The sequence below is a fragment of the Stenotrophomonas sp. YJH_SMC_37 genome, from assembly GCF_059370035.1.
Genome location: NZ_JCAFTG010000004.1, coordinates 244,423 through 269,616, shown reverse-complemented (window position 1 = coordinate 269,616; position 25,194 = coordinate 244,423). Strand labels below are relative to the sequence as shown.

Below are 25,194 nucleotides of genomic sequence, written 5' to 3'. Positions count from 1 at the left end.
GGCATTCCGGTGGGTGCCGACCGTTGGTCGGCACTGAAACGGTCGCATTGACCGCATCTGGTAGTGCCGGCCGCTGGCCGGCATTGAAGCCTCGGTAGGTGCCGGCCGCTGGCCGGCATTGAAGCATCGGTAGGTGCCGACCGTTGGTCGGCACTGAAGCATCGGTAGTGCCGGCCGCTGGCCGGCATTCCCGATGACATCCGCAGCATCATGAGGTTGCCGGCCAGCGGCCGGCACTACCGCTGCACGAATCAACGTTTCTCGAAGCGCTCCTCGAAGAACTCATCCAGCGCCTTCCATGCGCGCTTGGCCGCCCGCTCGTTGTACTGGCACCCCGGCGGGCTGTTGGCGTCGCGCTCGGCGAAGCAGTGCACCGCACCGCTGTAGTTGGTGAACTCCCAATCGACCTTGGCCGCGTCCATTTCCTTCTGGAAGCCAGCGATGTCCTCGGCGGTCACGCTCCTGTCGTCGGCGCCGTTGAGCACCAGCACCGACGGATGGCTGCCACCGGCCTGCGCCGGCAGCGGTGAACCCAGCCCGCCGTGCAGGCTGACCACAGCGGCCAACGGTGCGCCCGCACGAGCCAGCTCCAGCACCGTGGTGCCACCGAAACAGAAACCGACCGCACCGATCCGGCTGGCATCCAGCGGTACCTTGCCGGCCTGCGCCTTGAGCACGTTCACCGCTTCCAGTGCACGCGCGCGCAGCAGCGGCCGGTCGTTGCGCAGCTTGCTGGCCACCGGCCCCGCCTCCGCATCGGTCTTCGGCCGCACGTCCTTGCCATAGACATCGGCCACCAGCACCACGTAGTCGTCGCCGGCCAGTTGCTTGGCCTTCTCGACTGCCGACTCGTTCACACCCTTCCAGTTCGGCACCATCACCAGGCCGGGGCGCTGGTCATGCTCGCCATCGTCATAGACCAGCACGCCACTGAAGGTCGTGCCCTGGTGTTTCCACTCCACCGGCTGCGTCTTCATCGCCGCCCACGCCGGCATCGCCGCCAGCCCCAGGATCACCGCCACACCGCATCGCCAACGATTCATGCGCCTGCTCCGCAAGAAAAAGGGGACGGAGGGGATTAAGCCGTAAACGCCCCTCCCGCGTCGCATTCTGCATTGGCGGCGTGACGCAGGTGTGGTTGGATACGACTTAATCCCCTCCGTCCCCTTTTTTCGCATGAATCTTGTTGATCGCTTTCTGTCTGGCCTGATCCCGCGTTTGCCTGCCGAGGATGCCCCGCAGTGGGCACATGTCCAGGGCGCCAGCGCCGAGGACCTGCAGCGCCTGCATGTGCAGTGGCCGCAGGTGCCGGGCAGCCTGGTGGAACTGCTGTCGCGCGTGGATGGCACCCACTACCGGGAGTACCCCGCGGGCAAGGTCTGCGTGCTGATGCTCGGCTCGGATGTCGAGGACGGCGGCTATCCGTACTACCTGCGATCGGTCGCGCAGATCTTCGAGGACCAGCAGCGGTGGGACGACAGCATCCGTTCCATCTACGAAGAGTGGCTGGATGACGAGCCGGAGATTCTCGGCGAGGGCATCGATGCGGATCTGCCGATGAGCCGCCGGCTGTGTTTCTCGCACTGCATGAACAACGGTGGCACCTCGATGCTGTATCTGGATTTCGATCCGGCACCGGGCGGTACCGTCGGCCAGGTGGTGCGCTATCTGCACGATCCGGACAGCTACATAATCATCGCACCCAGCTTCGATGCGTACCTGCAGCAGCTGATTGATCGCGATTACGCGTTCATCCGGCACGAGGACTGAAATCCAGCCGAGCATGGGCTCGGCTCTACAGTAGATCCACGCCATGCGTGGATGACGGCCTCACCCGCCTTCGATCCAATTCAATGTGCCCGGCTCGAACGCCAGCAGATCCGCTGCGGCCAGCTGGCCCCGCGGCCAGTGACGTTCCGGCGGCTTCGGCTGCCGGGCACCGACCGAACCGTCGTAGTCGCGTACCAGCAGTCCGACGCGTGCCGCGCCTGCGGCCAGCAGGGCATCGATGCGCTGCAACCACTGGCCGGCATCCCCCAGAGCTTCATCGCGACGTACCTGCTGATCCTGTTCATGGCGCGCTCGCTGCTCGGCCAGCGCGCGGGCGATCTTGGCTTCGCTCCAGCCCTTCTTCCGCCAGCGCTCGGCATCGCCCTTCCACTCCCGCTCGGCCCGCGACGAGGCCAGCGCAGTACCGCAATCGCAGTGCGCGGCGCTCAGCCACGGCTGCCAGCCGGGCCCGACCGCGGCCTGCAGGCTGGGCGAATCCTGTACGAACAGGCGCCGGCCGCTCCGCTCCATGATCGTGGCGGCTTTCACGTTCGCACACGAGGTGGGCAGGAACAGGGTGACGAAGGTGCACATGCGGGTATCCGGGTCCGTCCGGGGATGCGCCGATGGTAACTCGCTGGGGTCAGAGCCCTTTCCTGCGGAAAGGGATCCGACCCCGGGCCGGTGGATCAGGCGATGCCCAACCCCGGAATCGCGCTGATGCTGTCCGGGTCAAACCCGGCCAGTTCGGCGAAATGGCGGCCACGCGCCACGTAATCGCGGTAGGCACCAAAGCTTGGCGCGCCCGGCGACAGCAGAACCACACCGCCCTGCGCCCCCAGCGCGGCGCGCGCCAAGGCCATCGCCTCGGGCAGATCCGACGCCGCGTGCAGACCGAAGCGGCCGGCATCGGCCAGCGGCTGCAGCATGGCATGGATGCGCGGGCCGTTGCTGCCCATGGTCACGATCTCCACCGGTGGCACGTCGTGGGCCATGTGCTGCATGAAATCGGTCCAGTCCAGGCCACGGTCGTGCCCGCCCACCAGCAGCGCGATGCGCTGCCCGGCGAAGCACTCCAGCGCGGCCAGGCTGGCGTGCGGCGTGGTGCTGATCGAATCGTTGACGTAGGTCAGGCCATCGGCCACGCCGATGCGCTGCAGGCGGTTCGGCAGCGGGCGGAAATCCTGCACCGCCGGTGCCAGCGCCACCGCATCCAGGCCCAGCGCTTCCAGCGCGGCCAGCACCGCGCACAGGTTGCCGCGGTTGTGACGGCCCGGCAGCGGCGTGTTGCGGGTATCGAACACGGCCTGCTCACCGCGATGCACGATGTCGCCCCGCATGTGCCAGCCCTGCGGCTGGTTGAACCAGACCACCTCACTCTCGGGCAGCGACAGTGCCGCCAGGTGCGGATCTGCGGCATTGAGCACGGAGATGCGCGGCGCAGCTTCAGTCACCAGCCGCAGCTTGTCCTCGATGTAACGCTGTTCGCTGCCGTGCCAGTCCAGGTGTTCCGGGAACAGGTTCAGTACCACCGCCACCTGCGGATGAGCGCCACTGCGCGCCACTTCACCGGTCTGGTAGCTGGACAGCTCGACGGCCCAGTACTCGGGCGCGGGCTGCGGATCCAGCACTTCCAGCAGCGGCAGGCCGATGTTGCCGACCAGTCCGGTGCGATGCCCGACCGCGCGCAACAGGTGCGCGACCAGCGCGGTGGTGGTGCTCTTGCCCTTGGTGCCGGTCACGCACACGGTGTCGTGCACGATGCCATCGTCGGCCGCGTGTTCGGCGAACCACAGCGCGGTGCCGCCGATGAAGGTGGTGCCCTGCTCTGCCGCCGCCAGCGCGATCGGCTGGTAAGGGCTGATGCCGGGCGACTTGATCACCACATCGAACGCGGCCAGCGCTTCGGCCGAGGGTTCGCCAAGTACCTGCAGCGCGCCCTGCGTTTCCGCACGCGCGGCTTCGGCTTCAGCGGCCGGGCAGAACAGGCTCAGGCCAAGCGTTGGCAGGCGCTCACGCAGCACCGCAAACGCGGCGCGGCCCTCACGGCCCCAGCCCCACAGCGCGACGCGCTTTCCTTCAAGCTTCGAAATCTTCACGCACCCGTTCCCACAGCGCAGCCGGAACGCGGTGCTCGCCCTGCAACTGCAGCAGAGGTACCAGTTCCAGTTCGGCGGCATCCAGCTGCGGCTGGATCTCGTTGCAGAAGCGCTTCACCAACAGGTCTTCCTTCCATTCCGGGCGCTGCGCCAAGGTCGCCATCGCCGCACGCGATTCGCGGCCTTCGCCCACGCACTCGAACGGCTTGTGGTCCTGGAATTCCAGCAGCGCGTCGAAGCCACCGGCCTGTTCGGCATCGTCCAGGAGGTTGCGGCCAAAGATGCGCACCAGGCGCGTCTTGGGCATGAACGGGGCCAGCGCCAGGAAGACGAAATGGCACTTCGGGCAGACGCCGCACCAGCGGTTCACCGGGCGCTCGCCGAGGATGTGGAAATTGCGGTTGCAGCTGGAGAAGTGCGCGTCGTAGAAATCGGTCTTGGCGAACTGGCGGGCCACCGCCAGCTCGGACATCGGGCGCAGCAGCGAGTAGTACTGCAGGTCCGCCGCCACGTACTTGCGCACATGGCTGCCGAACGCCTGCTCGCAGGCCCAGCCCTTGGACCACTGGTGATTCACTTCGCCGGTGCCCGGAATCTGGCTGCCATAGCTGGCCGAACGCTCGTTGGAGAACACGACCTGGTCCACGCCGTGCAGCAACGCGGCCAGCACCATGATTGCCGAGTTCACCACCGTCACCGGGATATGGCCGTTCCAAGCGCCCTGGCGGTTCAACTCGAACAGTTCCGGCGCCAGCGTGCGGCCCAGGTTCAATGTCGGCAGGCCGGTGCGCTCGGCGCACGCACGGATCAGCTGCGAGCCACCGATCCAGGTCACGGTCTCGTCCACGCCGGCACGGCGCAGCGCTTCGATGCTCACCAGCGAATCCTTGCCGCCGCCGATGGCCACCAGCGCGTGCGACCGCAGACCCAGCGCCGGCGCCTGCACGGCCTCGCCCTGCACCGGCAACCGGAAGCGGCCGCGCAGGTTCAGGCCGTTGCGGTAGGCGAATTCGCCCAGGCCATTGAGGTAAATGGTCTCCACCAGTGCGGCGGTATCGGCATCGATGCTGTAACTGTCGATGCTGACCGTATCCGGTACGCCGGCCTTGTAGTAGCTGACGCCGGCAATCAGGTGCAGCAGCTGCAGCGCACGCTGCACGGCGGCGGCGCGCGCCTCGTCCAGCGCGAACGGGGCACCGGGCACGGTGATGGTTTCCACCATCTCCGGGCCGTCGTCGAAGGCGTAGACCAGCCGGGCCACGCCCGTATCCGCTGCGAAGTCGCAGCGGACGAAGCGGAAGCGGGAAACCTGGTGTTTGTCGAAAGCAGTCATGGTGTATCCGGTCAGGCACGGGCCCGCGCGAGGGCGCGGGGCGTGTCGGTGGGCGGGTGCAGGGCGCGCATGGTGATCATTCGATCACGTCTTCGCGCGGCAACATCCGCTGGTTGTAGGTGTTGGCCATCACATAGCCGTAGGCACCGGCATCTGCGATCAGCATCACGTCGTCCGGCGCGGTGGACACCGGCAGCTTGCGGCGCTTGCCGAACACATCGCTGGATTCGCAGATCGGGCCGACCACATCGAACGCCGCTTCGGCATAACCGCCCTGGCGGCTGAGGTTCTCGATGTCATGCCAGGCGTCGTACAGCGCCGGGCGCATCAGTGCGTTCATGCCGGCGTCCAGGCCGACACGGCGCACGCCGTCCTTTTCCACCACCTGGGTGGCATGGGTCAGCAGCACGCCCGATTCGGCCACCAGGTAGCGGCCCGGCTCGATCGCCAGGCGGAATGCCGGGTGCAGCGCCTTGACCTCGGCCAGGCCCTCGGCCCAGGCGTCCAGGTCGAAGGGTTCGTCTTCGTCGCTGTACGGAATTGGCAGGCCGCCACCGATATCGATGGTCTGCACGCTGCCGATGCGGCGGGCGAAACCGGCCAGCTCATCGCACATCAGGCGCCAGTGCTGCGCGGTTTCCACGCCGCTGCCCAGGTGCGCATGCAGGCCCACCACGCGGCTGCCCAGTTCGGTGGCCGCGCGCACGAACTCGTCGACGCGGGCGATCGGCAGGCCGAACTTGGACTCCTTGCCACCGGTACGGACCTTGGCGTGGTGGCCCTCGCCCCGGCCCAGATCGACGCGCAGCCACAGCTCGCGGTTGCGGAACAGGTCCGGCCAGCGCTGCAGCGCTTCCACGTTGTCGACGGTCACGGTCACGCCCAGCGCGAACGCCGCCTCGTACTCGCTGCGCGGGCAGAAGCTGGGGGTGAACAGCACGCGCCTGGGCGACAGTTCCGGCAGGTGCTGGAACACATGCTTCAGCTCGCCGTGCGACACGCACTCCAGGCCGAAGCCTTCGGCTTCCAGCAGCTGCAGGATGGCCGGGTGGCTGTTGGCCTTGATCGCGTAGTAGCGCTGGTCGATCGGCTTGATTGCGGCCAGTGCACGGGCGCGGGCGCGCACCGTCGGCAGGTGATAGACGTAGCGCGGCGTACCGGCATCGGCCAGCTGCAGCAGGTGCGCACGCTGGCCGCGCCACCACGGCGTGCCGCGCGGGCGCACGGTGCCGGCAATCTCGCGCCAGCGCGGGCCGAACACTTCGGTCTCCTCCACCGGCATCGCGCCGCTGTCGATCAGCTCGGCGTGCAGGATCGGCAGCAGGCCATCGGCATCGGCCTCGTCGATGACGAAGGTCAGGTTCAGGTCGTTGGACGACTGCGAGATCATGTGCACGCGCTCGCGGCCGAAGGTGGCCCACACGTCCGACAGCTTGTGCAGCAGCGAGCGCATGCCGCGGCCCACCAGGGTGATCGCCGCGCACGGCACGATCACCTTCACCTTGCAGATCTGCGACAGGTCGGCCGACAGCGCGGCCAGCACATCGGTGTTGACCAGGTTCTCGGACGGGTCCAGCGACACGGTGACGTTGGTCTCGGCCGAACCGATCAGGTCCACCGACAGGCCGTGCTTCTTGAACAGGTTGAACACATCGGCCAGGAAGCCGACCTGCTGCCACATGCCGATGCCTTCCATCGACACCAGCACGATGCCGTTGCGGCGGCTGATCGCCTTCACCCCCGGCACCGGTGCGGCGCTGCCATCGATGCTGGTGCCCGGCAGTTCCGGGCGCTCGGTATCGAGGATGGCCATCGGCACGCCGGCATCGCGGCACGGCTTGATCGAGCGCGGGTGAAGCACCTTGGCGCCGGTGGTGGCGATTTCCTGCGCCTCGTAATAGTCCAGGCGGGTCAGCAGGCGCGCGTCCGGCACATCCTTCGGGTTGGCACTGAACATGCCCGGCACATCGGTCCAGATCTCCACGCGGCTGGCACCGAGCAGCGCACCGAAGTACGCCGCCGAGGTATCCGAGCCACCGCGGCCGAGGATGGCGGTACCGCCATCGGCGTGCCGCGAAATGAAGCCCTGGGTGATCAGCAGGCGGGTCGGCTGCGCGCGGAAGCGCTGCACCCATTCCGCGTCGGCGCGCCACTGGCAGTTCACCGACAGGCGCTGCGACCAGTCGCTCTGGTTCGGCTGCGGCGGCATCGCGTCCAGCCACTGGCGGGCATCCATCCAGCCCATGTCCAGGCCCGAGGCGCGCAGGTAGGCCGCGCCCAGGGTGGAGGACAGCAGCTCGCCCTGGCCCAGCACTTCGGCCTGCCAGTCGAGCGGACGGGTGGCTGCACGCGCATCGTCGAGCAGGCCCTGCAGCGCGGCCAGCCGTTCGGCCAGCACCTCGCGACCCAGGCCGAGTTCGGCCAGGAAGCCTTCATGGCGTTCGACCAGCGCTGCCACGCGGTCCCGGCTATCGGGCGCGCCGTCGGCAATCGCGGTCAGTTCGTTGGTGACCCCGGACAGCGCCGATACCACCACCAGCACGCGCGAGCCGGTCTCTTCCGCGCGTTTTTTCGCCAGCTTCCCGATCGTGTCCCAGCGGTGACGACGCGACACCGAAGTGCCGCCGAACTTCAGTACGATCCAACGATCGACAAGGGGGGAAGCTGACATGGATTGGCTATGTAGAATGTGGGGAAGCCGCCCTCGGGGGCGGAACCTTTGATTCTAAGCGCAATATCCCCGTAGATGGCCGTCCTCCGTTACCTGCAGCTCGATGTCTTCGCCGCCCGCCCCGGCACCGGCAACCCGCTGGGCGCCATCCTGGACGCCGACGGGCTCTCCAGCCGCCAGATGCAGGCCCTGGCTACCTGGCTGAACCTCTCCGAGACGGTGTTCTTCCTGCGCCCCACCGCGCCCGGCGCCGATTACCACATCCGCATCTTCACCCCGACCCGCGAGCTGGCGTTTGCCGGCCACCCCAGCGTCGGCGCGGCCTGGGCGGCGGTGAGCTGCGGCTTGGCCCAGCCTCGCGACGGCGCCCTGCTGCAGCAATGCGTGGCAGGGTTGCTGCCAGTACGGGTGAGCGGCCCGGCCGAGGCACTGGAGATCCAGCTGGCCAGCCCGCCGGCACGGCAACTGGACACGGCCGCGGACGGAGCACCCGAAACACTGCTGGCCCTCGCCGCCAACGGGCACGTGCCCGAACTCTGGGACAACGGCGCGCGCTGGTGGCTGTTGCCGCTACGCGACGCCGCCGCCGTACGCGGGCTGGCACCGGACATGGCCGCGCTGGCCGCCTGGAGTCTCGCCACCGACGCTACAGGCTTGGCCGTCTTCGCCGACGAGGCCAGCTCCGACCACACCCGCGTGGTGCGTGCCTTCTGCCCCGCTGATGCGCCCGCCGTGCCCGAGGATCCAGTGACCGGCAGTGCCAATGCGCTGATAGGCGCCTGGCTGCGGCAGCGGAATGCTCTGCCCGGCCGCGAGGGCCGCTACGTGGCCAGCCAGGGCCGCGAAGTGGGCCGCGATGGCCGCGTGCAGGTGCAGGTCGACGCGCAGGGCACGGTGTGGATCGGCGGCCAGGTGCAGCCGGTCATCGACGGCCAGATCCGTTGGCTGTAGAGCCGAGCCCACGCTCGGCTGCTTCTTCTCACACCCCGACACAGCCGAGCATGGGCTCGGCTCTACAACCGCGCGTTAAGCTGCGCGCCAACCGATCCTGGAGTTTCGCCCCGATGACCACCCGCCGTTTCCTGCAGCTGGATGTGTTCTCCCCGCGCGCCGGCGCTGGCAACCCGCTGGCCGTGGTGCTCGATGCCGAGGGCCTGGACGACGCCAGCATGCAGGCGATCGCGCGCTGGACGCGTCTGCCCGAGACCACCTTCGTGTTCCCGCCCCAGGCAGCCGGTGCCAGCTACCGGCTGCGCATGTTCAGCCCGCAGAAGGAAGTGCCGTTCGCCGGCCACCCCAGCGTCGGCACCGCGCATGCGGTGCTGCAGGTGGGCCTGGCCGGAGCGGTTGACGGTGTGCTGGTGCAGGACGGCATTGCCGGCGCGCTGCCGCTGCGCGTCAGCGGTGAGGGTACGCAACAGCGCATCGCCATCCGCACCCCGCGCGCGCAGCTGGCCGAAACTGCCGAGGCCTGCGATCCACGCCTGCAGGCTGCACTGAGGGGCTGGCCGCTGGGTTCGTTGCCGCCGGCGCGCATGCAGGGCGGGCGTAGCTGGTGGGTGGTGCAGGTGGCCGATGAAGCCGCGTTGCGCGCCCTGCAGCCCGACTGGGATGCGGTGGCCGCACTGGCCGAGTCCACCGACAGCATGGGCGTGTTCGCCTATGCCTTCAGCGATGGCGGTGAGGGATTCGATCTGGCCGTGCGTGCCTTCGTCGGCAACGGTCGCCGCTTCGAGGACGCCGCCTCGGGTGCGGCCAATGCGGTGCTTGCCGCATGGCTGGACCTGCGCGACGCGCTGCCGCGTGGGCGGACGCCGTTCGAAGTCAGCCAAGGCCGCGAAGTCGGCCATGACGCGCGCCTGACCCTGCTGGTCGATGAGGATGGCGAGGTATGGTCAGGCGGCCAGGTGCAGACCGTCATCACCGGCACCATCGATTGGTAAAGGGACACTGTAGAGCCGAGCCCGCGCTCGGCTGCTCTCCGGCCAGATCACGGGAGCTGCAGAAGCCGAGCATGGGCTCGGCTCTACAGATGCGTCGGCTCAGCCCAGTTCGGCTTCCAGGCTGATCGGCACCGCACTGAGCGCCTTGGACACCGGGCAGTTCTGCTTGGCGTCATCGGCAATGGCGCGGAACTGCGTCGCGTCGATGCCAGGCACCACCGCCTTTACCTTCAGCCGGATCTGCGACAGCTGCGGGCCGCCTTCCATCGACAGGTCGACCTTGGCTTCGGTGTCCAGCGAGGTCGGGGTAAAGCCAGCCTCGCCGAGCTTGGCCGACAGCGCCATGGTGAAACAGCCGGCATGTGCGGCGGCAATCAGCTCTTCCGGATTGGTGCCCTTTTCGTCGCCGAAGCGGCTGTTGAAGCCGTAGCGGGTCTTGTCCAGCAGTCCACTCTGCGGCGTGCTCAGCTGCCCCTTGCCCGACTTCAGATCGCCTTCCCAGTGCGCGGTGGCGTGTCGCGAGATTCCCATTGTGCTGCTCCTGCGTGGCGGTGATGAACGGCCACCCTCGCATGCCACGCGTTAGCCCTGCGTCGCTCCGCCGCACGCCCCACGTCGCCCCCGCCCCCGGAAGATGGACACTTCCTCGCCAGCGCGCAACGCATTTTCCTCTTGTTTTCAGTGGTTTCGCGCAGTGCACCAATGGGCAGGCGGCGGGCTTCGAGCACGCTTACACGCCCCCAGCCCCCACCGCCGGCCATGTACTGGATCGGCCTGGATATGAAAAAACATGCACTTTCCGCGCTTCGGGCTATTGGCGGCGCCCAAGAGTTGCCCTACATTGCGCTTGCCGACGGGGTTCGGCGCCGACCAAACAACCAACCGTTCACGGAACAGGAAACCATGGCAAAGACCGCTAAGAAGGCTGCCCCGAAGAAGGCAGTGAAGAAAGTCGCGACGAAGGCAGCCGCCAAGCCGGCCGCTCCGAAGCCGATCAAGGAAGTGCTGACCAAGTCCGGCCTGGTTGCACACATCGCTGAAGCCTCCGGCGTCGTCGCCAAGGACGTCCGCGCTGTGCTGGCCTCGCTGGAAAGCGCCGTCGCCTCCTCGGTGCACAAGAAGGGCGCTGGCTCGTTCACCCTGCCGGGCCTGCTGAAGATCACCACCGTCAATGTGCCGGCCAAGCCGAAGCGCAAGGGCATCAACCCGTTCACCAAGGAAGAGCAGTGGTTCGCTGCCAAGCCGGCCACCACCAAGCTGAAGGTGCGTCCGCTGAAGAAGCTGAAGGACGCCGCGCTGTAAGCGCGCGCCCCAACGCGGATTGCAACGGGACGGCTCTGGCCGTCCCGTTTTTTTTGCGCGCGCCCTGCGGGGATCCGCGCCATGCGCGGGACGTCGCCCCGGAGCAATCCGCAACACAGCGTTGCCGCACGCTGGGCGATCCCCGTTCAAGCCCGTCGCCATTGGCTGGGCGTGGTGCGTTGCGGCCCCGGAACGTACCGGGTGGAACACTGCGTGCAGCCCCGGCCATCGCCGCCGGGCACGGCCTTGCCTAAGGTGGGCACATCCTCCACAGCTACGGCGAGCGTCCCCCCATGGCCAGCCCCTCCACCCGCTACCGGATCTCGGTGACCCCCATCGAAAAGGACGGGTTGCAGTGCACCGGGCGCTGCACCATCGAACTGGAACATCGCGCCGGCCGAGACCTCATGCGCCTGCTGGAAGCGGCGCCGCGCACCGCTGGCGTCAGCGGCGACGAGCGCGCGACCCTGGTGATCGCCACCCAGCTGCTGCGCGACATCGTGCAGCGCCACGCCGAAACAGAAGGCCATGCCCTGGCCGCCATCGCCGCGCAGGTGCTGCCGGCGCTGGATGCACTGGAACAGCTGCCCTCCTCCCGCTGATCGCCGCACAACCGATACACTGCCTCCTTCCGTTCGCCTCGGGGAGGAGGCTGGCATGCGCAGGTTCCTCATACTGATCGCACCACTGGTGCTGCTGGCCTGCTCCAGGCCGCCATCGCAATCCGACGCAGCGGATGCCGCGCCGCCGGTAGCGGCCAGGACGACTGCCAGCACGAAGCCACAGACCGCCGCAGCAGGCGATGCAGCGGCTGCGCGGGCCATCGATGTCGATCCCCTGTTTGCCGCCGTCGCGGCCGACGCCGAGCTGCCCGCGGCCATGCTCAACGCGTATGTCATGGCCCTGCTCAATCGCGATCGCAAGGCCGCCGACGCCGCGTGGACTTTCCCGCCCAGCGATGCCCGGCGCGCTGACGATGCCGCATTGCGCCAGCTGACGGACGTACGCAGCCTGCGCCTGACCAGCGAGCTGCCGATCGCGCGCGACGGGCACCAGCCGCCGCAGCTGCTGGAGGTTCCGGTGCGGATCCGCGCGGTGACTCCTGAGGGCACCTTCCGCTTCGGCGGCTGGTACCGGGTGCAACCCAGCGCCGACGGCAGCGCCTGGCAGATCCAGTCGGCACAACTGCGGCCATCGCTGGACTGAACCGTTGCGGCGGCATGCACGCGCGATTCAGCCGGCAAGGCTACTCTTTGAACCATCCATTCCGCATCCATCGGTCTCTGCCATGCGCCTGCGTTCCCTGATGACCCGCCTCGCGGCCTCCACCGTGCTGATCGCCGCTGCAATCGGCGCCCAGGCTGCGCCTTCCATTTCCGGCCGGGAACTGTCGGTCGGTGCCAGCGACGTACAGCAGTACCTTGATGGCAGCTTCCCGCGCACGCAGGACGCGCTCGGCGGCCTGATCGCCCTGACGATGAGCCACCCGCAGCTGAGCCTTCCGGCCGGCGAGCGCTTGAACCTGGGCATGGATGTGGCGCTGGCCACCGCCGGTGGTAGCCCGGCCAAACTGGGTACGGTGAAGCTGAGCAGCGGCCTGCGCTACGACGCGCAGACCCAGGGGTTCCACCTGCAGCAGCCGAGCGTGGATGACTTCACCCCGGCCAACCAGGGCGGTCGTCTCGACTCCCGTACCCGCGGCCTGCTCAACGCCTGGCTGAGCGACTACGCCCAGCGGGAGCCGATCTACAAGCTGGACCCGGCCGTGGCCGGCATGCTCGGCGCCCTGCAGGTGCAGTCGGCACAGGTGAAGAACGGCAAGCTGGTGGTCACCTTCAACCAGAACCTGGGCAACCTGGTGCCAGCGGGCCTGCTGGGCAAATAAGGTCGTGCCGGCCGCTGGCCGGCACGCGTCTCACTTGCGTGCCGGCCAGGGGCCGGCACTACCGGCAAGGCATCACGCGGCAAGTGCTTTTACCACCGCCTCGCTGAAGGCCGGAATGTCATCCGGCTTGCGGCTGGTGATCACGTTACCGTCGACCACCACCTCGGCATCGCGCCAGTTCGCCCCCGCATTGGTCAGATCCTGCTGCAGGGACGGCCAGGACGTCAGCGCGCGGCCATCGGCGAGGCCACTGTTGATCAGCAGCCACGGGCCATGGCAGATCGCCGCCACAGGCTTGCCTGCTTCGTCTACTGCGCGGACAAAGCCGAGTACAGCCTCGTCGGTACGCAGCGTGTCCGGATTGATGACCCCTCCCGGCAGCACCAGGGCATCGAAGCTGGCCGGATCGGCCTCATCCAGCGGAATATCCACTGCAACGGCGTCGCCCCAGTTCTTCTCTTTCCAGCCCTTGATCGTCGCCTCCTTTGCAGGCGACACGACGCTGACCCGTGCGCCTTCGGCTTCCAGCAGCCGCTTGGGTTCGGTCAATTCGGACTGTTCAAAGCCGTGGGTGGCCAGGATGGCAATCTGCTTGCCCTTCAATCGTTCTGCCATGGGTGCACTCCGGTTTGGGGAGCCGACAGAATGGAAGAACGGCCCTTGCAGGGCAGTGACCCTGCCGTGCACGGCAGGTGGAGAGCTCCAGGTGGTGCCGGCCGCTGGCCGGCACCTGCATCGCGCCATGCCGGCCAGCGGCCGGCCCTACCCGGTACCGGTCAGCGCTTGGGCTGCAGCATGGTGCCGGTGCACTTGGGCGAGCCGCAGCGGCACTCCCAGATCTTCTTCAGCTTGGCAGTGTGACGCTCGGCCAGAGTGATGCCGTAGTTGTAGGTCAGTTCCTCGCCGGGCGTGATGTCACGCAGCGCCTCGATGAACACCTTGTCACCGCGGCTGTCGCCGTCCTCGTCTTCCTCGATCACGGCCTCGCAGTTCGGCTCGCAGCTGTGGTTGATCCAGCGCGCGTCATTGCCTTTGTAGTTGGCATCGATCACCCAGTCGTCGTTGAGGGTGAACAGGAAGGTGTGGCCGCTTTCGACGTCGCCGCTGTCATCGGCATCAACATCGCCGTGGCTGCGCAGCAGGCCCTTGTACTGGATCACGCGCTCGCCCTGCTTGATCGGGGCCACGGCGAACACGCCGTTGCCATGGATGGCGGACTTGCGGGCTTGGATCTTCTTCGGCATCGGCACGGGCTGTTTGCAGCGGATGGAACCTGGATTCTCGCCCATTCCGGGTGATTGCGAAAATCACCCCGGTAGCGCAGCATGGCGCCCCGGCAACGGCCCGGCGCGTCCTCCCGCCCGGCCCAGCGCCGGCTGAATGCCCGGGTTGGATGGCGGCGAATAAAAGCGTACAATTTCAGTCCGCTTTAAGAACCACTCGCATCCCCATGTTGCGTGTCACCAAGCTCACCGATTACGCCACCGTGGTACTGACCGTGCTTGCCGCCCGTCCGGGCGAGGTGCTCAGTGCCACCGAGCTGGCCGAATTCACCGGCCTGGAGCCGCCCACCGTCAGCAAGGTGCTCAAGCCACTGGCCCAGGCCGGCCTGGTCGAAGGCCTGCGCGGTGTCCGTGGCGGCTACCGCCTGACCCGCCCGGCCATCGAGATCTCGCTGTTCGAAGTGGTCGAAGCGATGGAAGGGCCGCTGGCCCTGACCGAATGCAGCCACGACCACCACCAGTGCGGCATGGCGCCCAAGTGCGGCGCGCGCAGCAGCTGGCGGCTGATCAACGACGTGGTCTCCGAGGCCCTGCGCGATGTCACCCTCGCCCAGATCCTGCCCCCTCTTCCCCTTGCCGATGACGAACAGCGCCGCACCATCGCTGTCGACGTCGTCTCCTGATCCACAGGCAGCCCCCCCATGGCCACCGAAACCATCGAAAACGTCGCCCACGACGACACCCCCAACCGCGAGATCCACGAGCAGCTCGGCCGCAAGTATTCGGCCGGCTTCATCACCGAGATCGAGTCGGACTCCCTGCCGCCGGGCCTGGACGAGGACACCATCCGTGCCCTGTCGGCCAAGAAGGACGAGCCGGAGTGGATGACGCAGTGGCGCCTGGACGCCTACCGCCACTTCCTGACCCTGCCGATGCCGGACTGGGCCAAGCTGGAGATCGCCCCGATCGACTTGCAGGCGCTCAGCTACTACTCCGCGCCCAAGGGCCCGAAGTACGCCTCGCTGGACGACGTGCCGAAGGAACTGCTCGACACCTACGACAAGCTGGGCGTGCCGCTGCACGAGCGTGCCAAGCTGGCAGGCGTGGCGGTGGACGCGGTGTTCGACTCGGTGTCCGTCGGTACCACCTTCCGCAAGGAACTGGCCGAGAAGGGCATCATCTTCTGCTCGATGTCCGAGGCCATCAAGGAACACCCGGAGCTGGTCCGCCAGTACCTGGGCACCGTGGTGCCGGTCGGCGACAACTACTTCGCCGCGCTCAACTCGGCGGTGTTCTCCGATGGCAGCTTCGTGTTCATCCCCAAGGGCGTGCGCTGCCCGATGGAACTGAGCACCTACTTCCGCATCAACGCCGGCCACACCGGCCAGTTCGAGCGCACCCTGATCGTGTGCGAGGACAAGGCCTACGTGTCCTACCTGGAAGGCTGCACCGCGCCGATGCGCGACGAGAACCAGCTGCACGCCGCCGTGGTCGAGCTGGTCGCGCTGGAAGACGCGGAGATCAAGTACTCCACCGTGCAGAACTGGTACCCGGGCGACGAGAACGGCGTCGGCGGCATCTACAACTTCGTCACCAAGCGTGCCGAATGCCGTGGCGCGCGCAGCAAGGTCACCTGGACCCAGGTCGAGACCGGCTCGGCGATCACCTGGAAGTACCCGTCCTGCGTGCTGCTGGGCGACGACTCGGTGGGTGAGTTCCACTCCGTGGCGCTGACCCATCACCGCCAGCAGGCCGACACCGGCACCAAGATGATCCACGTCGGCAAGCGCACCAAGAGCAAGATCGTCAGCAAGGGCATCAGCGCCGGCCGCGGCCAGAACACCTACCGCGGCCTGGTGCGTGTGGACCGCAATGCCGATGGCGCGCGCAACTACACCCAGTGCGATTCGCTGCTGATCGGCAAGCAGTGCGGCGCGCACACCTTCCCCTACATCGAGGTGAAGAACCCGGGCGCCACCGTCGAGCATGAGGCCACCACCTCCAAGATCTCCGACGACCAGCTGTTCTACTGCCGCGCCCGTGGCATCAGCCAGGAAGACGCGGTGTCGATGATCGTCGACGGCTTCTGCAAACAGGTGTTCCGCGAACTGCCGATGGAGTTCGCGGTGGAAGCCAAGAAGCTGCTGGAAGTCTCGCTGGAAGGTTCGGTGGGCTGACCGCCCGCCCCTGCCCCTCGCAAACGCATTCTCTTTACCGGCGGGCCGCGGCCCGCCCCACGGAAATCCCCACCATGCTGAAGATCGAAAACCTCCACGCCCGCATCGGCGACAAGGAAATCCTCAAGGGCCTGTCGCTGGACGTCCAGCCGGGCCAGGTGCACGCCATCATGGGCCCGAACGGCGCCGGCAAGTCCACCCTGGGCAATGTCCTGGCCGGCCGCGACGGCTACGAAGTGACCGAAGGCAGCGTGCAGTTCGACGGCGTCGACCTGCTGGAGCAGGACCCGGAAGCGCGCGCCGCTGCCGGCCTGTTCCTGGCGTTCCAGTACCCGGTGGAGATCCCGGGCGTGAACAACACCTACTTCCTGCGCGCGGCACTGAACGCCCAGCGCAAGGCACGCGGCGAGGAAGAACTCGATTCCATGCAGTTCCTCAAGCTGGTGCGCCAGAAGCTGGCCGTGCTGCACCTGAAGGACGAACTGCTGCACCGTGGCGTCAACGAAGGCTTCTCCGGTGGCGAGAAGAAGCGCAACGAGATCTTCCAGCTGGCCGTGCTGGAACCGAAGCTGGCGATCCTGGACGAAACCGACTCGGGCCTGGACATCGATGCACTGAAGAGCGTGGCCGATGGTGTCAACGCACTGCGCGCTGCTGATCGCTCGTTCCTGGTCATCACCCACTACCAGCGCCTGCTGGACTACATCAAGCCGGACGTGGTGCACGTGCTGGCCGATGGCCGCATCGTCAAGACCGGTGGCCCGGAACTGGCCCTGGAACTGGAAGCGCACGGCTATGATTTCCTGAAGGACCGGGTCGTGCCCGAGGCGGCGGTCTGATGAGCGCCTTGCTTGATTCGATGGCCCAGGCCTTCTGCGGCAGCGATGCGCGCCGCGAAGTGCTGGATGCGGCCCTGCGTGACGGCCTGCCGGCCGCCCGCAACGAGGCTTGGAAGTACACCTCGCTGCGGCAGCTGGAACGCCGTGCGTTCGCTGCGGCACCGCTGCAGGGCCCGGCGCTGGACGCCGCCCTGCTGGAGGACATCCCGGCACCGCGCCTGGTGTTCGTCAACGGCCGGTTGGATGCCGCACTGAGCGACGTGCAGGCCCTGCCGGCCGGCGTGCAGCTGCAGCCGCTGTCGGCCGCACTGGCCGCTGGCGAAGACGCCGTGCGTTTCCTTGGCCGCCGCTACGAGCGCAGCGAGGAGATCTTCGCCCGCCTGAATGCTGCGCTGGCCGATGAAGGCGTGGTGCTGCGCGTGGATGAAGGCGTGCAGGTCGACGTGCCGCTGCAGCTGGTGTTCGCCAGCGTCGCCGGTGACACCGACCTGGCCTGGCATCACCGCCACCTGATCGAACTGCGTGCCGGCGCCAGCTTGGGCGTGGTCGAGCATCGCTTCAGCGTGGGCGACTCCGCCCACCTGGACAATACCGTGCTGCATGCCCATGTCGCCCGCGATGCCGTGCTCAAGCACGCCCGCGTGCAGGCCGGCAGCGCGCGCCAGACCAGCTTCCTGCGCACCGACGCGGTGCTGGCCCGCGACGCGCAGTACCACCGCGTGGACCTGGAACTGGGCGCCGCGCTCAGCCGCCATGAACTGAACGTGCGCCTGGAAGGCGACAATGCCCAGCTGACCGCCAACGGCGTGCTGCTTGGCAATGGCCGCCGCCACGTCGAAACCCGCCTGGGTATCGACCACATCGCACGCGATACCGCCTGCGAACTGCTGTGGCGCGGCGTCGCCGCCAACCGCAGCCGCGTGGTGTTCCATGGTGGCATCCAGATCCGCGAAGGCGCCGATGGCACCGACGCGAACCTGTCCAACAAGAACCTGCTGCTGTCGGCCGATGCCGAGATCGACACCCAGCCGACGCTGGTGATCGACGCCGATGAAGTGAAGGCCGCGCATGGCGCGACCGTCGGCCAGCTCGACGCCAATGCGCTGTTCTACCTGCGCTCGCGCGGCCTGCCGCAGGCACAGGCGCAGGCACTGCTGAGCGCCGCGTTCTGCCACGAGCCGTTGAAGATCCTGCCGGACGCGCTGCGTGCGCAGCTGGCACGTCGCCTGGACAAGGCACTGGCCGAGGCGGGTGTGGCATGAACCTGTCCACGCCGCGCCCGATCGAAGAACGCACCGGCGCCCCCGACTGGGACCGCGTCCGCCTCGACTTCCCGCTGCTGATGCGTGAAGTGCACGGCAAGCCGCTGGTCTATTTCGACAATGCCAACACCGGCCAGAAGCCGGTGCAGGTGATCGGCGCGGTGGACGAGTTCTACCGCCGCTACAACGCCAACGTCAGCCGCGCGGTGCATGCACTGGGCAGCGAAGCCACCGACGCCTACGAGGGTGCGCGCAACACGCTGGCGCGCTTCCTCAACGTGCGGCCCAGCGACCTGGTGCTGTGCAGTGGTACCACCTTCGCCATCAACCTGGTGGCCTACTCGTGGGCACTGCCTCGACTGAAGGCCGGTGACGTGATCCTGATCACGCGCATGGAGCACCACGCCAACATCGTGCCGTGGCAGCTGGTCGCGCAGCGTACCGGCGCCACCATCCGCGTGGCCGAGATCACGCCTGACGGCGCGCTCGACCTGGATGCGCTGCGCGCAGCGATGACCCCGGAGGTCAAGCTGCTGGCCGTCACCCATGTCTCCAACGTGCTAGGCACGGTCAACCCGGTGCGCGAAATCTGCCGTGAAGCGCGCAAGCGCGGCATCATCACCGTGGTCGATGGCTCGCAGGCCGTGCCGCACCGCAAGGTCGATGTCGCCGCGATCGGCTGCGACTTCTACGCCATCACCGGCCACAAGATGTGCGGCCCGACCGGCACCGGCGCCTTGTGGGCGCGCCGCGAGCATCTTGATGCGATGCCGCCGTTCCTCGGTGGCGGCGAGATGATCAAGGAAGTCAGCTTCGACGGCACCGTGTTCAACGATGCCCCGCACAAGTTCGAAGCCGGCACCCCGAACATCGCCGGTTTCATCGGCCTGGGCGTGGCTGCCGACTACCTGCAGCAGCTTGGGCAGGAGAACGTGGAAGCACGCGAAGCCGAACTGCTGGCGCACTTCACCGAAGAGCTGCGCCGCGTCGACGGCCTGCGCATCATCGGCGAAGCGCCGGAGAAGGCCGCCGTTGTCTCGTTCCTGATCGATGGCGCGCATGCGCACGACCTGGCCACCCTTCTGGATCTGGAAGGCGTGGCCGTGCGCTCGGGGCAGCACTGCGCGCATCCGCTGCTGCAGTACTTCGGCGTCGCGGCTACCTGCCGTGCCTCGCTGGCGTTCTACAACACGCATGCCGAGATCGAGCGCTTCATGACCGCACTAACCAAGGTGCGGAAGCTGCTGGGCTGAGGATTCGCCAGAATCAGGGAACTACGAGAACGCCGCAGGGAACTGCGGCGTTTTTTATCGCGCGCTGGACGCAAGCAAGCAGAGGCGTAACGGGGAAATGCTGAGTGATGCCAGGAACGGGCAATCTCACCCTAATGCCGATCCATCCATCATCAACGGCCTTGAGACACCGTCTTCTACATGCCAACAAGCATGGATACCCCGGAGGCAATCAAGAAAACGTACATCATCACGACGCCCCTCAACACCCACCGTTCCCCCTGATGGAGCGTCCGCCCTTTGGAAGTAAGGGCAAGCACCGCAATACCGCGCAAGCACCTAAGCCACCAATCAACCTTGATGATTCCGACTGCAGCGAGTACTTCCGGCCGTTCACGCTCGATTTTAAGCAACATCCTGTGAGCCGCAAATGCGTTTATCCACATGGCACCTAGAATGATGGAAGCCCAAATGGGGAAGCTCTCAACAAACCCTGGCACTCAGCTCCTCCTTTTGAAGCTACTCCATCACATAGCACCTGCACACCCAATCATCTACGCAGCAATCTGCTATGGAGTCGATGCGTTCAATGGCGCAAGAAGCCCCTTGACGTACCCACCGAGGCCAACTGCGTCCTCAGCTGTACCAATCAGGTCCGTCGCATCATCTTCTCGACATGCTCTACACCACCAAGTCGCGCGACAACATCCGCAAGGAAAGTGACATCTCCCGCAAACAACGTCACGTCCTGATCCAGCTTTACGACCCAGCGACCATCACGCGAAAACAAGAAATGATCACGCATGAAGTTCCCATCTTCCAACCAGTAGGAGCGCAGGCCATCCAGACCTCGCTCAATTTCCACGGGGTTTCCGCCGCCGGAGCTCTCTGAACATCGAACCGCGCACATCGCGATATCTGCAAAGTGCTCCGAAAGTGCGCTCAGCCACGCCACCCAAACATCATTCGGAGCAAAATCCTCATACAGGTTGCGATCAAACGCCATCCCGGCCCAGTCTTCCCGGAGGAGAGGGAGATCCGGAGGGTTAGAGTTTGAGAGAGATGCCGCAATGAAATCTGGCCAGCAGCATGTATCTTTCATAGCTTCTCTGAATGTACTCAAGCCCACTCATCAATACTCCGCCTAACGGCCAACACTTGTGCTTCGGCATAGCGGGGATCGCGAATACGGATATCAGCATCATCAAGATAGTGCCATATCACGTGAGGAACCCCGATTTCATACGAACTTGACCGAAGCACGTTCTTGATAAATTCCGCCCTCTGGCACCAGCTAGACACCTGCTCCACGGAAGCAGGCTCGGATTCCAAAAGCCTCCGCAGACAGGCTAGAACGAGATTCTTTACATCGATAGCGCTCAATGCGAAACCTCGTATTCTTCAACCAAGCGGAAATTGCCCCAAAGCCTATCGACGTGATCGATCAGCTCGCAATGACATAGACGCAATCGCGCAACGTGTAGAATTGAACAGCCCAGGAGTGAAATGGCGTACTGTGATATCTGTGACTCTGCCAGCCATCGAGAATGTTCCGAAGTCTCTGTCTGGCAAGTGTCAATCCTAACATGGAGACCATGCGATCACATGTTAGGCGCGCCTGTGGATCATCCCGCTTTCCTGCCACAGAAGGCAGAAATGAAAGCACATAACGCCATTTCCACACCCTATCACTCACTTCAGATCTTCAAGATTGACGAGCACATCTCCAAATTCCGCACGTGGAACGGGACCAGGGATTCGTAGGGAGCGAACTTCAAGGGGGGCGTGAATTTCGCCAAGCAGCAGATCACCTGTCGAATTGTCACTCTCTCTTGTCCTGAACACCCCGATTATCGAGACCCATGAATACGCGTATTCATCAAATACGCTTTGCTGCAGATCTATTGGCCCTCTAATTCGAACTTGGGTCTCCTCAGTCACTCCGGCCTCAAACAACTCTTTGCTTGAATTCAGTACAAAGAGCTCCCGGCTCACCCCGAGATAGCCCTCCATCCGCACCAACTTTCCATCGAATAGCCGGGGCGTAGCAGCCAGTTCCCGGAAGCTGACCCGGCAGGCGGAGCTGCCCTCGACGCCACAGGTCGTTCCAAACGGTACGCCCACACCTTCTTGATACCTGCAACCAGCCCCATAAAAAATAAAAACAATAACCACGAAAAACCGGAAATCAACATTCACGCCCACACCCCCGCGTCGCCATCCAGCGCCATGGGATACCGCTCACTTTCGCTGCACTCCCGCAAACCGCCCCTCCTCTACCAGCCGAAAAATTCGCAGAATCATTGATAGCCAAGTTCATCAACAACAGCCTTGCACTTGGAATCCAAATCGACATGAAATGATTTCAACTCCTCGGACGGTAGTTTCCCGTCGTCCGAGCGATGCATTACTGCATATCCGCGCAACCCTGCCACCGTCCCCTCAGGAGCAATGTTGTAGATATCCCCACCCCACCCCCGCGACGACTTTACATAGTCAGCCACCACCAAAAGACAGTCGTCATCCAGTCGACCGCTTCCTATTTCATGTAGCGAACAACCAGCGACAGATACGAGACATAGCGCTGAAGTTAGCGCAAGCCCTTGAAGAACCATCGCTCGTCGTCGGCATCGAGATGAACTTGTGGATTTCACAGCACTCCCGCCACTTGTCGAGAAACCCAGGAAGGAACACCGTGGGCCGCCTGCCCCCCCCCCCCCCGCGTTTGCAGTAATGATTCTATCAATAGCGCGTCAGCGACTGTTTGACGACAACGTGCTCCCATTCTACTTGGGATAGCCTTTCGCCCCTCGCCCCTTCAGCCATGGCCATCTGAACCAGCTCACCAGAAGGCTCATACACCGTACGCTCGATGACATTTCCATTGACAGCGGTGATCGCCACCGTTGAAACCAACGCATCGGTGTAACTGTACTCGACCACTTCCTGGGCAGCGGCCAGCACTATATTCAGGCCACACGCACCAACACCGCGAGTACCGCCCGAATCAGTGGAGAGCCAGCCCTTTTTCCAGCCGACAGCCCGCCCTCGACCTCTCGGCAACAATCGTCACGCACTCATTCATAGGAAGCCCACAGGTGTCCGCCGACCTGACGACACCTTGATGATCGGCCAAGACGAAATATACCCTTACCCTTTCGCTTCCAGCCTGATCAAATGATTTCCTGACATCAATCAAATGCACCCTGCATATTTGTGCTTCTGGCACACTCTCGGAAGAACTGAAAACTGACTCGAGCGCCAGTGCGCAGTGATTAGCCGCTGCGTTTCCCGGCTCATGATTTATGACCACACCCAAACCTTCATCTCTTCCGCCACAGGCTGCAAGCCCCAACAAGCAAAGCGCCGCTACAATAATATCGGCCAGCCGCCCAAAGCGATCAAACACTTGGGAATTTTTCACCAAAAATCCCTCCCAACACTTAGCGTTCCCGCAATCTACATCCTTTCACAGAACCCGATCATTCGCTTCACAATGACCGAGGCACACTGGTCTTCGTCAATACCACAAGTCCCCGCAGTCAAGAATTCCCCGCCGCCATCAGTCAATACATAGAAAATCCTTCTATTTCTCCGCCCCTCCCGAGAGAGTTCGAGCTGTGATACCACCAACTCTGCATTCACTTCCCGCGCCCCATCCACAGGGCGCGAATGTATGAGTTCATCCATATCAGCATGGATCTTCTGAGATGAGGAGCTGTCGTGGTCCTGGTTAGCGACCCGAAGAAGACAACCGCGGTCCTGCATACAGGAGGCAAGAAGCGGCATCGATAAGGCAGCAGATAGAAAAACTCTGATCTTCATCGAAACCAGCCCATCCAATGACCTCGCGCTCAAGCAAGAACACGCTCAGTACCGTAGGTTCGGATCATTACGGGCATACGTGCAACTGCCCCCCCCCCCTAATTGGGCAACCCCACCCCGCAAGGCGCAATCCCGACCCGTTCATGCCGCAGTCCAGGCGCCATACAGGCCACCAGCACCACTATCGCAAGCACCACTCGAATCAACAACAAAGAGAGTCCATTCATGGCTTAGTCCCAGTTCGGCACACTCTGGGCGACAGGATGGTTGCTCGACCACGGCAAGCAATCTCCTGCATTGCAGGCACGCGCGCGATACTCACGCGCGCGATAGGTCCCGCCACTCGACTGCACGTAGGCCTTGTGGCGAAAAAATGCCGATCACGCGGTCTCCCGTTGCAACTGGCGCTTCAGCAGCCTGCCAGATAGCTACGCTAAAGAAGAGGCCCCATTCGGCGGACGTATCGCGTCCGCACAAGGCTGCTACGAACTCTTCCCGCGTAGCAAGCGAACGTAAAGAGGCATGTAACCCATCGTGAACGCCGCCAGAAGTATGAGCGCCCATTCAATGAATGAAATCCCTGTATGCCCGTACACGAGACGCAACAATCCATAGCTGGCGATCGTGAAAACAGCAGCTTTCGCGTAATACACGGCGACGCCCTTCAGGATCAATTTGATCTTCATATCCTACTTCGACGTATCGTTCACAAGTGGTTCGAGATCGCCTGATGAACTGACCGCCGCACCGGCGGCATTGGCCGCTGCTTGGGTGGGATTGGAGTATTTAAACCCAGGAGCGGCTTCCTTTATACCCTGCATCATATTTCCTGCCGCAGCTCGCTCAGCCTGTGTCAGATCAGCACTCGCACTTCTAGCCGCAACACTAGGCGCAGTAGAAACAGCTGCCCCTAAGCCAGCCGTTACTCCGCTCAAGGCTGCGCCCTTCGCAACCTCGGATATAGAAGCGGCCTTACCTTCAAGTTGTGCATTTGCTTGGACTGAAAATGCACCGACGGCTGCATTTCCAACCACGTTTGCAGCAATGGTTCCACAGGTAGTGGCAGCTGTGCTTGCAACGGCACTTACTCCACCACTTAGCGCGCCAGCCGCTGTTGCGGCAGCAACTTGCCCCCATTTTACTTGGGAGAATCTTTCGCCCATCGACCCTTCAGCCATAGCCATCTGAACACCGATTTTCACAACTACGCCTATTGGCGCACCCCACAAGCACCGGGGGCAGCGCCCGGCCGGATCTTTGAACACGACTCCCGAGTACGGACTCGCCCCCGCGAAATTGCACGCCCTTACCCGATACACATAGCTACCCTTATCACGGCTGGCACCAAAGCTGCTCCCGCCGCCGTTATGCAGCACCGTCCAGGCACCACCGTTGGCACTCTCCTCGCTCGAATCAGCAGGAAAGGTTCCAGCTCAGCACGCTACGATTGAAGGCCTGCAAAATCACCAGCGCGGCAGACATCGCAGCTGGAGCCGAGATAGGCCTGAACCGGAATGCCCCCCCCGCCATCGGCACCGTTCTCCAGTAGGAAGGGAGTGCCATAACCGTCCCTAACAGTTGATCGACGAACGAGCCTCAACCACCATCATGAGACACTGCCTTCTCAATGCGA

Annotated in this window: 26 protein-coding genes; 12 read left to right on the top strand and 14 right to left on the bottom strand. The window is 64.8% G+C overall.

Translation table 11 applies throughout. From position 1 onward, the window contains the following. Nucleotides 1-251 precede the first annotated feature (251 nt). Complete coding sequence (locus tag AC5P8J_RS08235; RefSeq protein WP_155029096.1) at nucleotides 252-1,043, bottom strand: dienelactone hydrolase family protein; 792 nt, start codon at nucleotides 1,041-1,043, stop codon at nucleotides 252-254. Nucleotides 1,044-1,176: 133 nt separating this feature from the next. Between AC5P8J_RS08235 and AC5P8J_RS08230 the strand changes: the two genes are divergently transcribed. Beyond that, nucleotides 1,177-1,770: an SMI1/KNR4 family protein gene (locus AC5P8J_RS08230; protein ID WP_227853950.1), complete on the top strand. Its 594-nt coding sequence runs from the start codon at nucleotides 1,177-1,179 to the stop codon at nucleotides 1,768-1,770. Between the two features lie 60 nt (nucleotides 1,771-1,830). Here the strand turns inward: AC5P8J_RS08230 and AC5P8J_RS08225 are convergent, their stop codons facing one another. The 4 genes from AC5P8J_RS08225 to AC5P8J_RS08210 all read right to left on the bottom strand — a co-directional run bounded on the left by AC5P8J_RS08225 (nucleotide 1,831) and on the right by AC5P8J_RS08210 (nucleotide 7,873). Continuing rightward, nucleotides 1,831-2,364, bottom strand: a complete 534-nt coding sequence (locus tag AC5P8J_RS08225; RefSeq protein WP_111101861.1) for a hypothetical protein — start codon at nucleotides 2,362-2,364, stop codon at nucleotides 1,831-1,833. Between the two features lie 95 nt (nucleotides 2,365-2,459). After that, nucleotides 2,460-3,869 (bottom strand): UDP-N-acetylmuramoyl-L-alanine--D-glutamate ligase, encoded by a 1,410-nt coding sequence (gene murD / locus AC5P8J_RS08220; protein WP_227853951.1) that lies wholly within the window; start codon nucleotides 3,867-3,869, stop codon nucleotides 2,460-2,462. Continuing rightward, a complete protein-coding gene (murL, locus tag AC5P8J_RS08215; protein WP_111098231.1) occupies nucleotides 3,850-5,202 on the bottom strand; it encodes a UDP-N-acetyl-alpha-D-muramoyl-L-alanyl-L-glutamate epimerase in 1,353 nt (450 codons plus the stop codon). The genes murD and murL overlap by 20 nt, the downstream gene beginning before the upstream one ends. A gap of 76 nt (nucleotides 5,203-5,278) precedes the next feature. After that, the gene (locus AC5P8J_RS08210) at nucleotides 5,279-7,873 is read right to left on the bottom strand and encodes a bifunctional aspartate kinase/diaminopimelate decarboxylase (RefSeq protein ID WP_021203041.1); all 2,595 of its coding nucleotides are present in this window, start codon (nucleotides 7,871-7,873) and stop codon (nucleotides 5,279-5,281) included. A 75-nt stretch (nucleotides 7,874-7,948) separates the two neighbouring features. On the opposite strand from AC5P8J_RS08210, the gene AC5P8J_RS08205 reads away from it, so the two are divergent. Continuing rightward, nucleotides 7,949-8,824, top strand: a complete 876-nt coding sequence (locus AC5P8J_RS08205) for a PhzF family phenazine biosynthesis protein (protein WP_227853952.1) — start codon at nucleotides 7,949-7,951, stop codon at nucleotides 8,822-8,824. Nucleotides 8,825-8,937: 113 nt separating this feature from the next. Beyond that, the gene (locus tag AC5P8J_RS08200) at nucleotides 8,938-9,816 is read left to right on the top strand and encodes a PhzF family phenazine biosynthesis protein (RefSeq protein WP_019659395.1); all 879 of its coding nucleotides are present in this window, start codon (nucleotides 8,938-8,940) and stop codon (nucleotides 9,814-9,816) included. A 99-nt stretch (nucleotides 9,817-9,915) separates the two neighbouring features. Here the strand turns inward: AC5P8J_RS08200 and AC5P8J_RS08195 are convergent, their stop codons facing one another. Then, nucleotides 9,916-10,347: an OsmC family protein gene (locus AC5P8J_RS08195; protein ID WP_019659396.1), complete on the bottom strand. Its 432-nt coding sequence runs from the start codon at nucleotides 10,345-10,347 to the stop codon at nucleotides 9,916-9,918. 372 nt (nucleotides 10,348-10,719) lie between these two features. Between AC5P8J_RS08195 and AC5P8J_RS08190 the strand changes: the two genes are divergently transcribed. The 4 genes from AC5P8J_RS08190 to AC5P8J_RS08175 all read left to right on the top strand — a co-directional run bounded on the left by AC5P8J_RS08190 (nucleotide 10,720) and on the right by AC5P8J_RS08175 (nucleotide 13,003). Further along, on the top strand, nucleotides 10,720-11,118 hold the full coding sequence (locus AC5P8J_RS08190) for an HU family DNA-binding protein (RefSeq protein WP_005408442.1): 399 nt from the start codon (nucleotides 10,720-10,722) through the stop codon (nucleotides 11,116-11,118). Between the two features lie 293 nt (nucleotides 11,119-11,411). After that, on the top strand, nucleotides 11,412-11,720 hold the full coding sequence (locus tag AC5P8J_RS08185) for a DUF3861 family protein (protein WP_494539969.1): 309 nt from the start codon (nucleotides 11,412-11,414) through the stop codon (nucleotides 11,718-11,720). 55 nt (nucleotides 11,721-11,775) lie between these two features. Further along, the gene (locus AC5P8J_RS08180; RefSeq protein WP_494539970.1) at nucleotides 11,776-12,324 is read left to right on the top strand and encodes a hypothetical protein; all 549 of its coding nucleotides are present in this window, start codon (nucleotides 11,776-11,778) and stop codon (nucleotides 12,322-12,324) included. A gap of 82 nt (nucleotides 12,325-12,406) precedes the next feature. Further along, nucleotides 12,407-13,003, top strand: a complete 597-nt coding sequence (locus AC5P8J_RS08175) for a YceB family lipoprotein (RefSeq protein ID WP_019659399.1) — start codon at nucleotides 12,407-12,409, stop codon at nucleotides 13,001-13,003. A gap of 72 nt (nucleotides 13,004-13,075) precedes the next feature. On the opposite strand, the gene AC5P8J_RS08170 is transcribed toward AC5P8J_RS08175, so the two are convergent. Both AC5P8J_RS08170 and AC5P8J_RS08165 read right to left on the bottom strand, forming a co-directional pair. After that, entirely contained in the window at nucleotides 13,076-13,618 is a 543-nt protein-coding gene (locus tag AC5P8J_RS08170; protein ID WP_019659400.1) for a type 1 glutamine amidotransferase domain-containing protein, read from the bottom strand. 161 nt (nucleotides 13,619-13,779) lie between these two features. After that, nucleotides 13,780-14,247 carry an SET domain-containing protein gene (locus tag AC5P8J_RS08165; RefSeq protein ID WP_026346957.1) on the bottom strand — a complete coding sequence of 156 codons (468 nt, stop codon included), beginning with the start codon at nucleotides 14,245-14,247 and terminating at the stop codon, nucleotides 13,780-13,782. 206 nt (nucleotides 14,248-14,453) lie between these two features. On the opposite strand from AC5P8J_RS08165, the gene AC5P8J_RS08160 reads away from it, so the two are divergent. The 5 genes from AC5P8J_RS08160 to AC5P8J_RS08140 all read left to right on the top strand — a co-directional run bounded on the left by AC5P8J_RS08160 (nucleotide 14,454) and on the right by AC5P8J_RS08140 (nucleotide 19,757). Further along, complete coding sequence (locus AC5P8J_RS08160) at nucleotides 14,454-14,909, top strand: SUF system Fe-S cluster assembly regulator (protein WP_005408436.1); 456 nt, start codon at nucleotides 14,454-14,456, stop codon at nucleotides 14,907-14,909. A gap of 18 nt (nucleotides 14,910-14,927) precedes the next feature. Beyond that, entirely contained in the window at nucleotides 14,928-16,403 is a 1,476-nt protein-coding gene (gene sufB / locus AC5P8J_RS08155) for a Fe-S cluster assembly protein SufB (protein ID WP_019659402.1), read from the top strand. A gap of 74 nt (nucleotides 16,404-16,477) precedes the next feature. Then, nucleotides 16,478-17,242, top strand: coding sequence for a Fe-S cluster assembly ATPase SufC (gene sufC / locus AC5P8J_RS08150; protein WP_021203137.1), 765 nt, complete (start codon nucleotides 16,478-16,480; stop codon nucleotides 17,240-17,242). Further along, complete coding sequence (gene sufD / locus AC5P8J_RS08145; RefSeq protein WP_021203138.1) at nucleotides 17,242-18,504, top strand: Fe-S cluster assembly protein SufD; 1,263 nt, start codon at nucleotides 17,242-17,244, stop codon at nucleotides 18,502-18,504. Before sufC ends, sufD begins: the two co-directional genes overlap by 1 nt. After that, complete coding sequence (locus AC5P8J_RS08140) at nucleotides 18,501-19,757, top strand: cysteine desulfurase (RefSeq protein WP_010483557.1); 1,257 nt, start codon at nucleotides 18,501-18,503, stop codon at nucleotides 19,755-19,757. The genes sufD and AC5P8J_RS08140 overlap by 4 nt, the downstream gene beginning before the upstream one ends. A gap of 628 nt (nucleotides 19,758-20,385) precedes the next feature. Here AC5P8J_RS08140 and AC5P8J_RS08135 read toward each other — a convergent pair. From AC5P8J_RS08135 to AC5P8J_RS08110, 6 genes are all read right to left on the bottom strand, one after another. Continuing rightward, nucleotides 20,386-20,742 (bottom strand): hypothetical protein, encoded by a 357-nt coding sequence (locus tag AC5P8J_RS08135; RefSeq protein WP_459389649.1) that lies wholly within the window; start codon nucleotides 20,740-20,742, stop codon nucleotides 20,386-20,388. Nucleotides 20,743-21,428: 686 nt separating this feature from the next. Then, nucleotides 21,429-21,935, bottom strand: coding sequence for a hypothetical protein (locus tag AC5P8J_RS08130; protein WP_134730473.1), 507 nt, complete (start codon nucleotides 21,933-21,935; stop codon nucleotides 21,429-21,431). Nucleotides 21,936-22,478: 543 nt separating this feature from the next. Further along, the gene (locus tag AC5P8J_RS08125; RefSeq protein WP_019659408.1) at nucleotides 22,479-22,700 is read right to left on the bottom strand and encodes a hypothetical protein; all 222 of its coding nucleotides are present in this window, start codon (nucleotides 22,698-22,700) and stop codon (nucleotides 22,479-22,481) included. A gap of 43 nt (nucleotides 22,701-22,743) precedes the next feature. Beyond that, on the bottom strand, nucleotides 22,744-23,160 hold the full coding sequence (locus AC5P8J_RS08120; RefSeq protein WP_134735521.1) for a hypothetical protein: 417 nt from the start codon (nucleotides 23,158-23,160) through the stop codon (nucleotides 22,744-22,746). Between the two features lie 883 nt (nucleotides 23,161-24,043). Continuing rightward, a complete protein-coding gene (locus AC5P8J_RS08115; protein WP_459389650.1) occupies nucleotides 24,044-24,247 on the bottom strand; it encodes a hypothetical protein in 204 nt (67 codons plus the stop codon). Between the two features lie 3 nt (nucleotides 24,248-24,250). Next, complete coding sequence (locus AC5P8J_RS08110; RefSeq protein WP_154081314.1) at nucleotides 24,251-24,763, bottom strand: hypothetical protein; 513 nt, start codon at nucleotides 24,761-24,763, stop codon at nucleotides 24,251-24,253. Nucleotides 24,764-25,194: the final 431 nt, after the last annotated feature.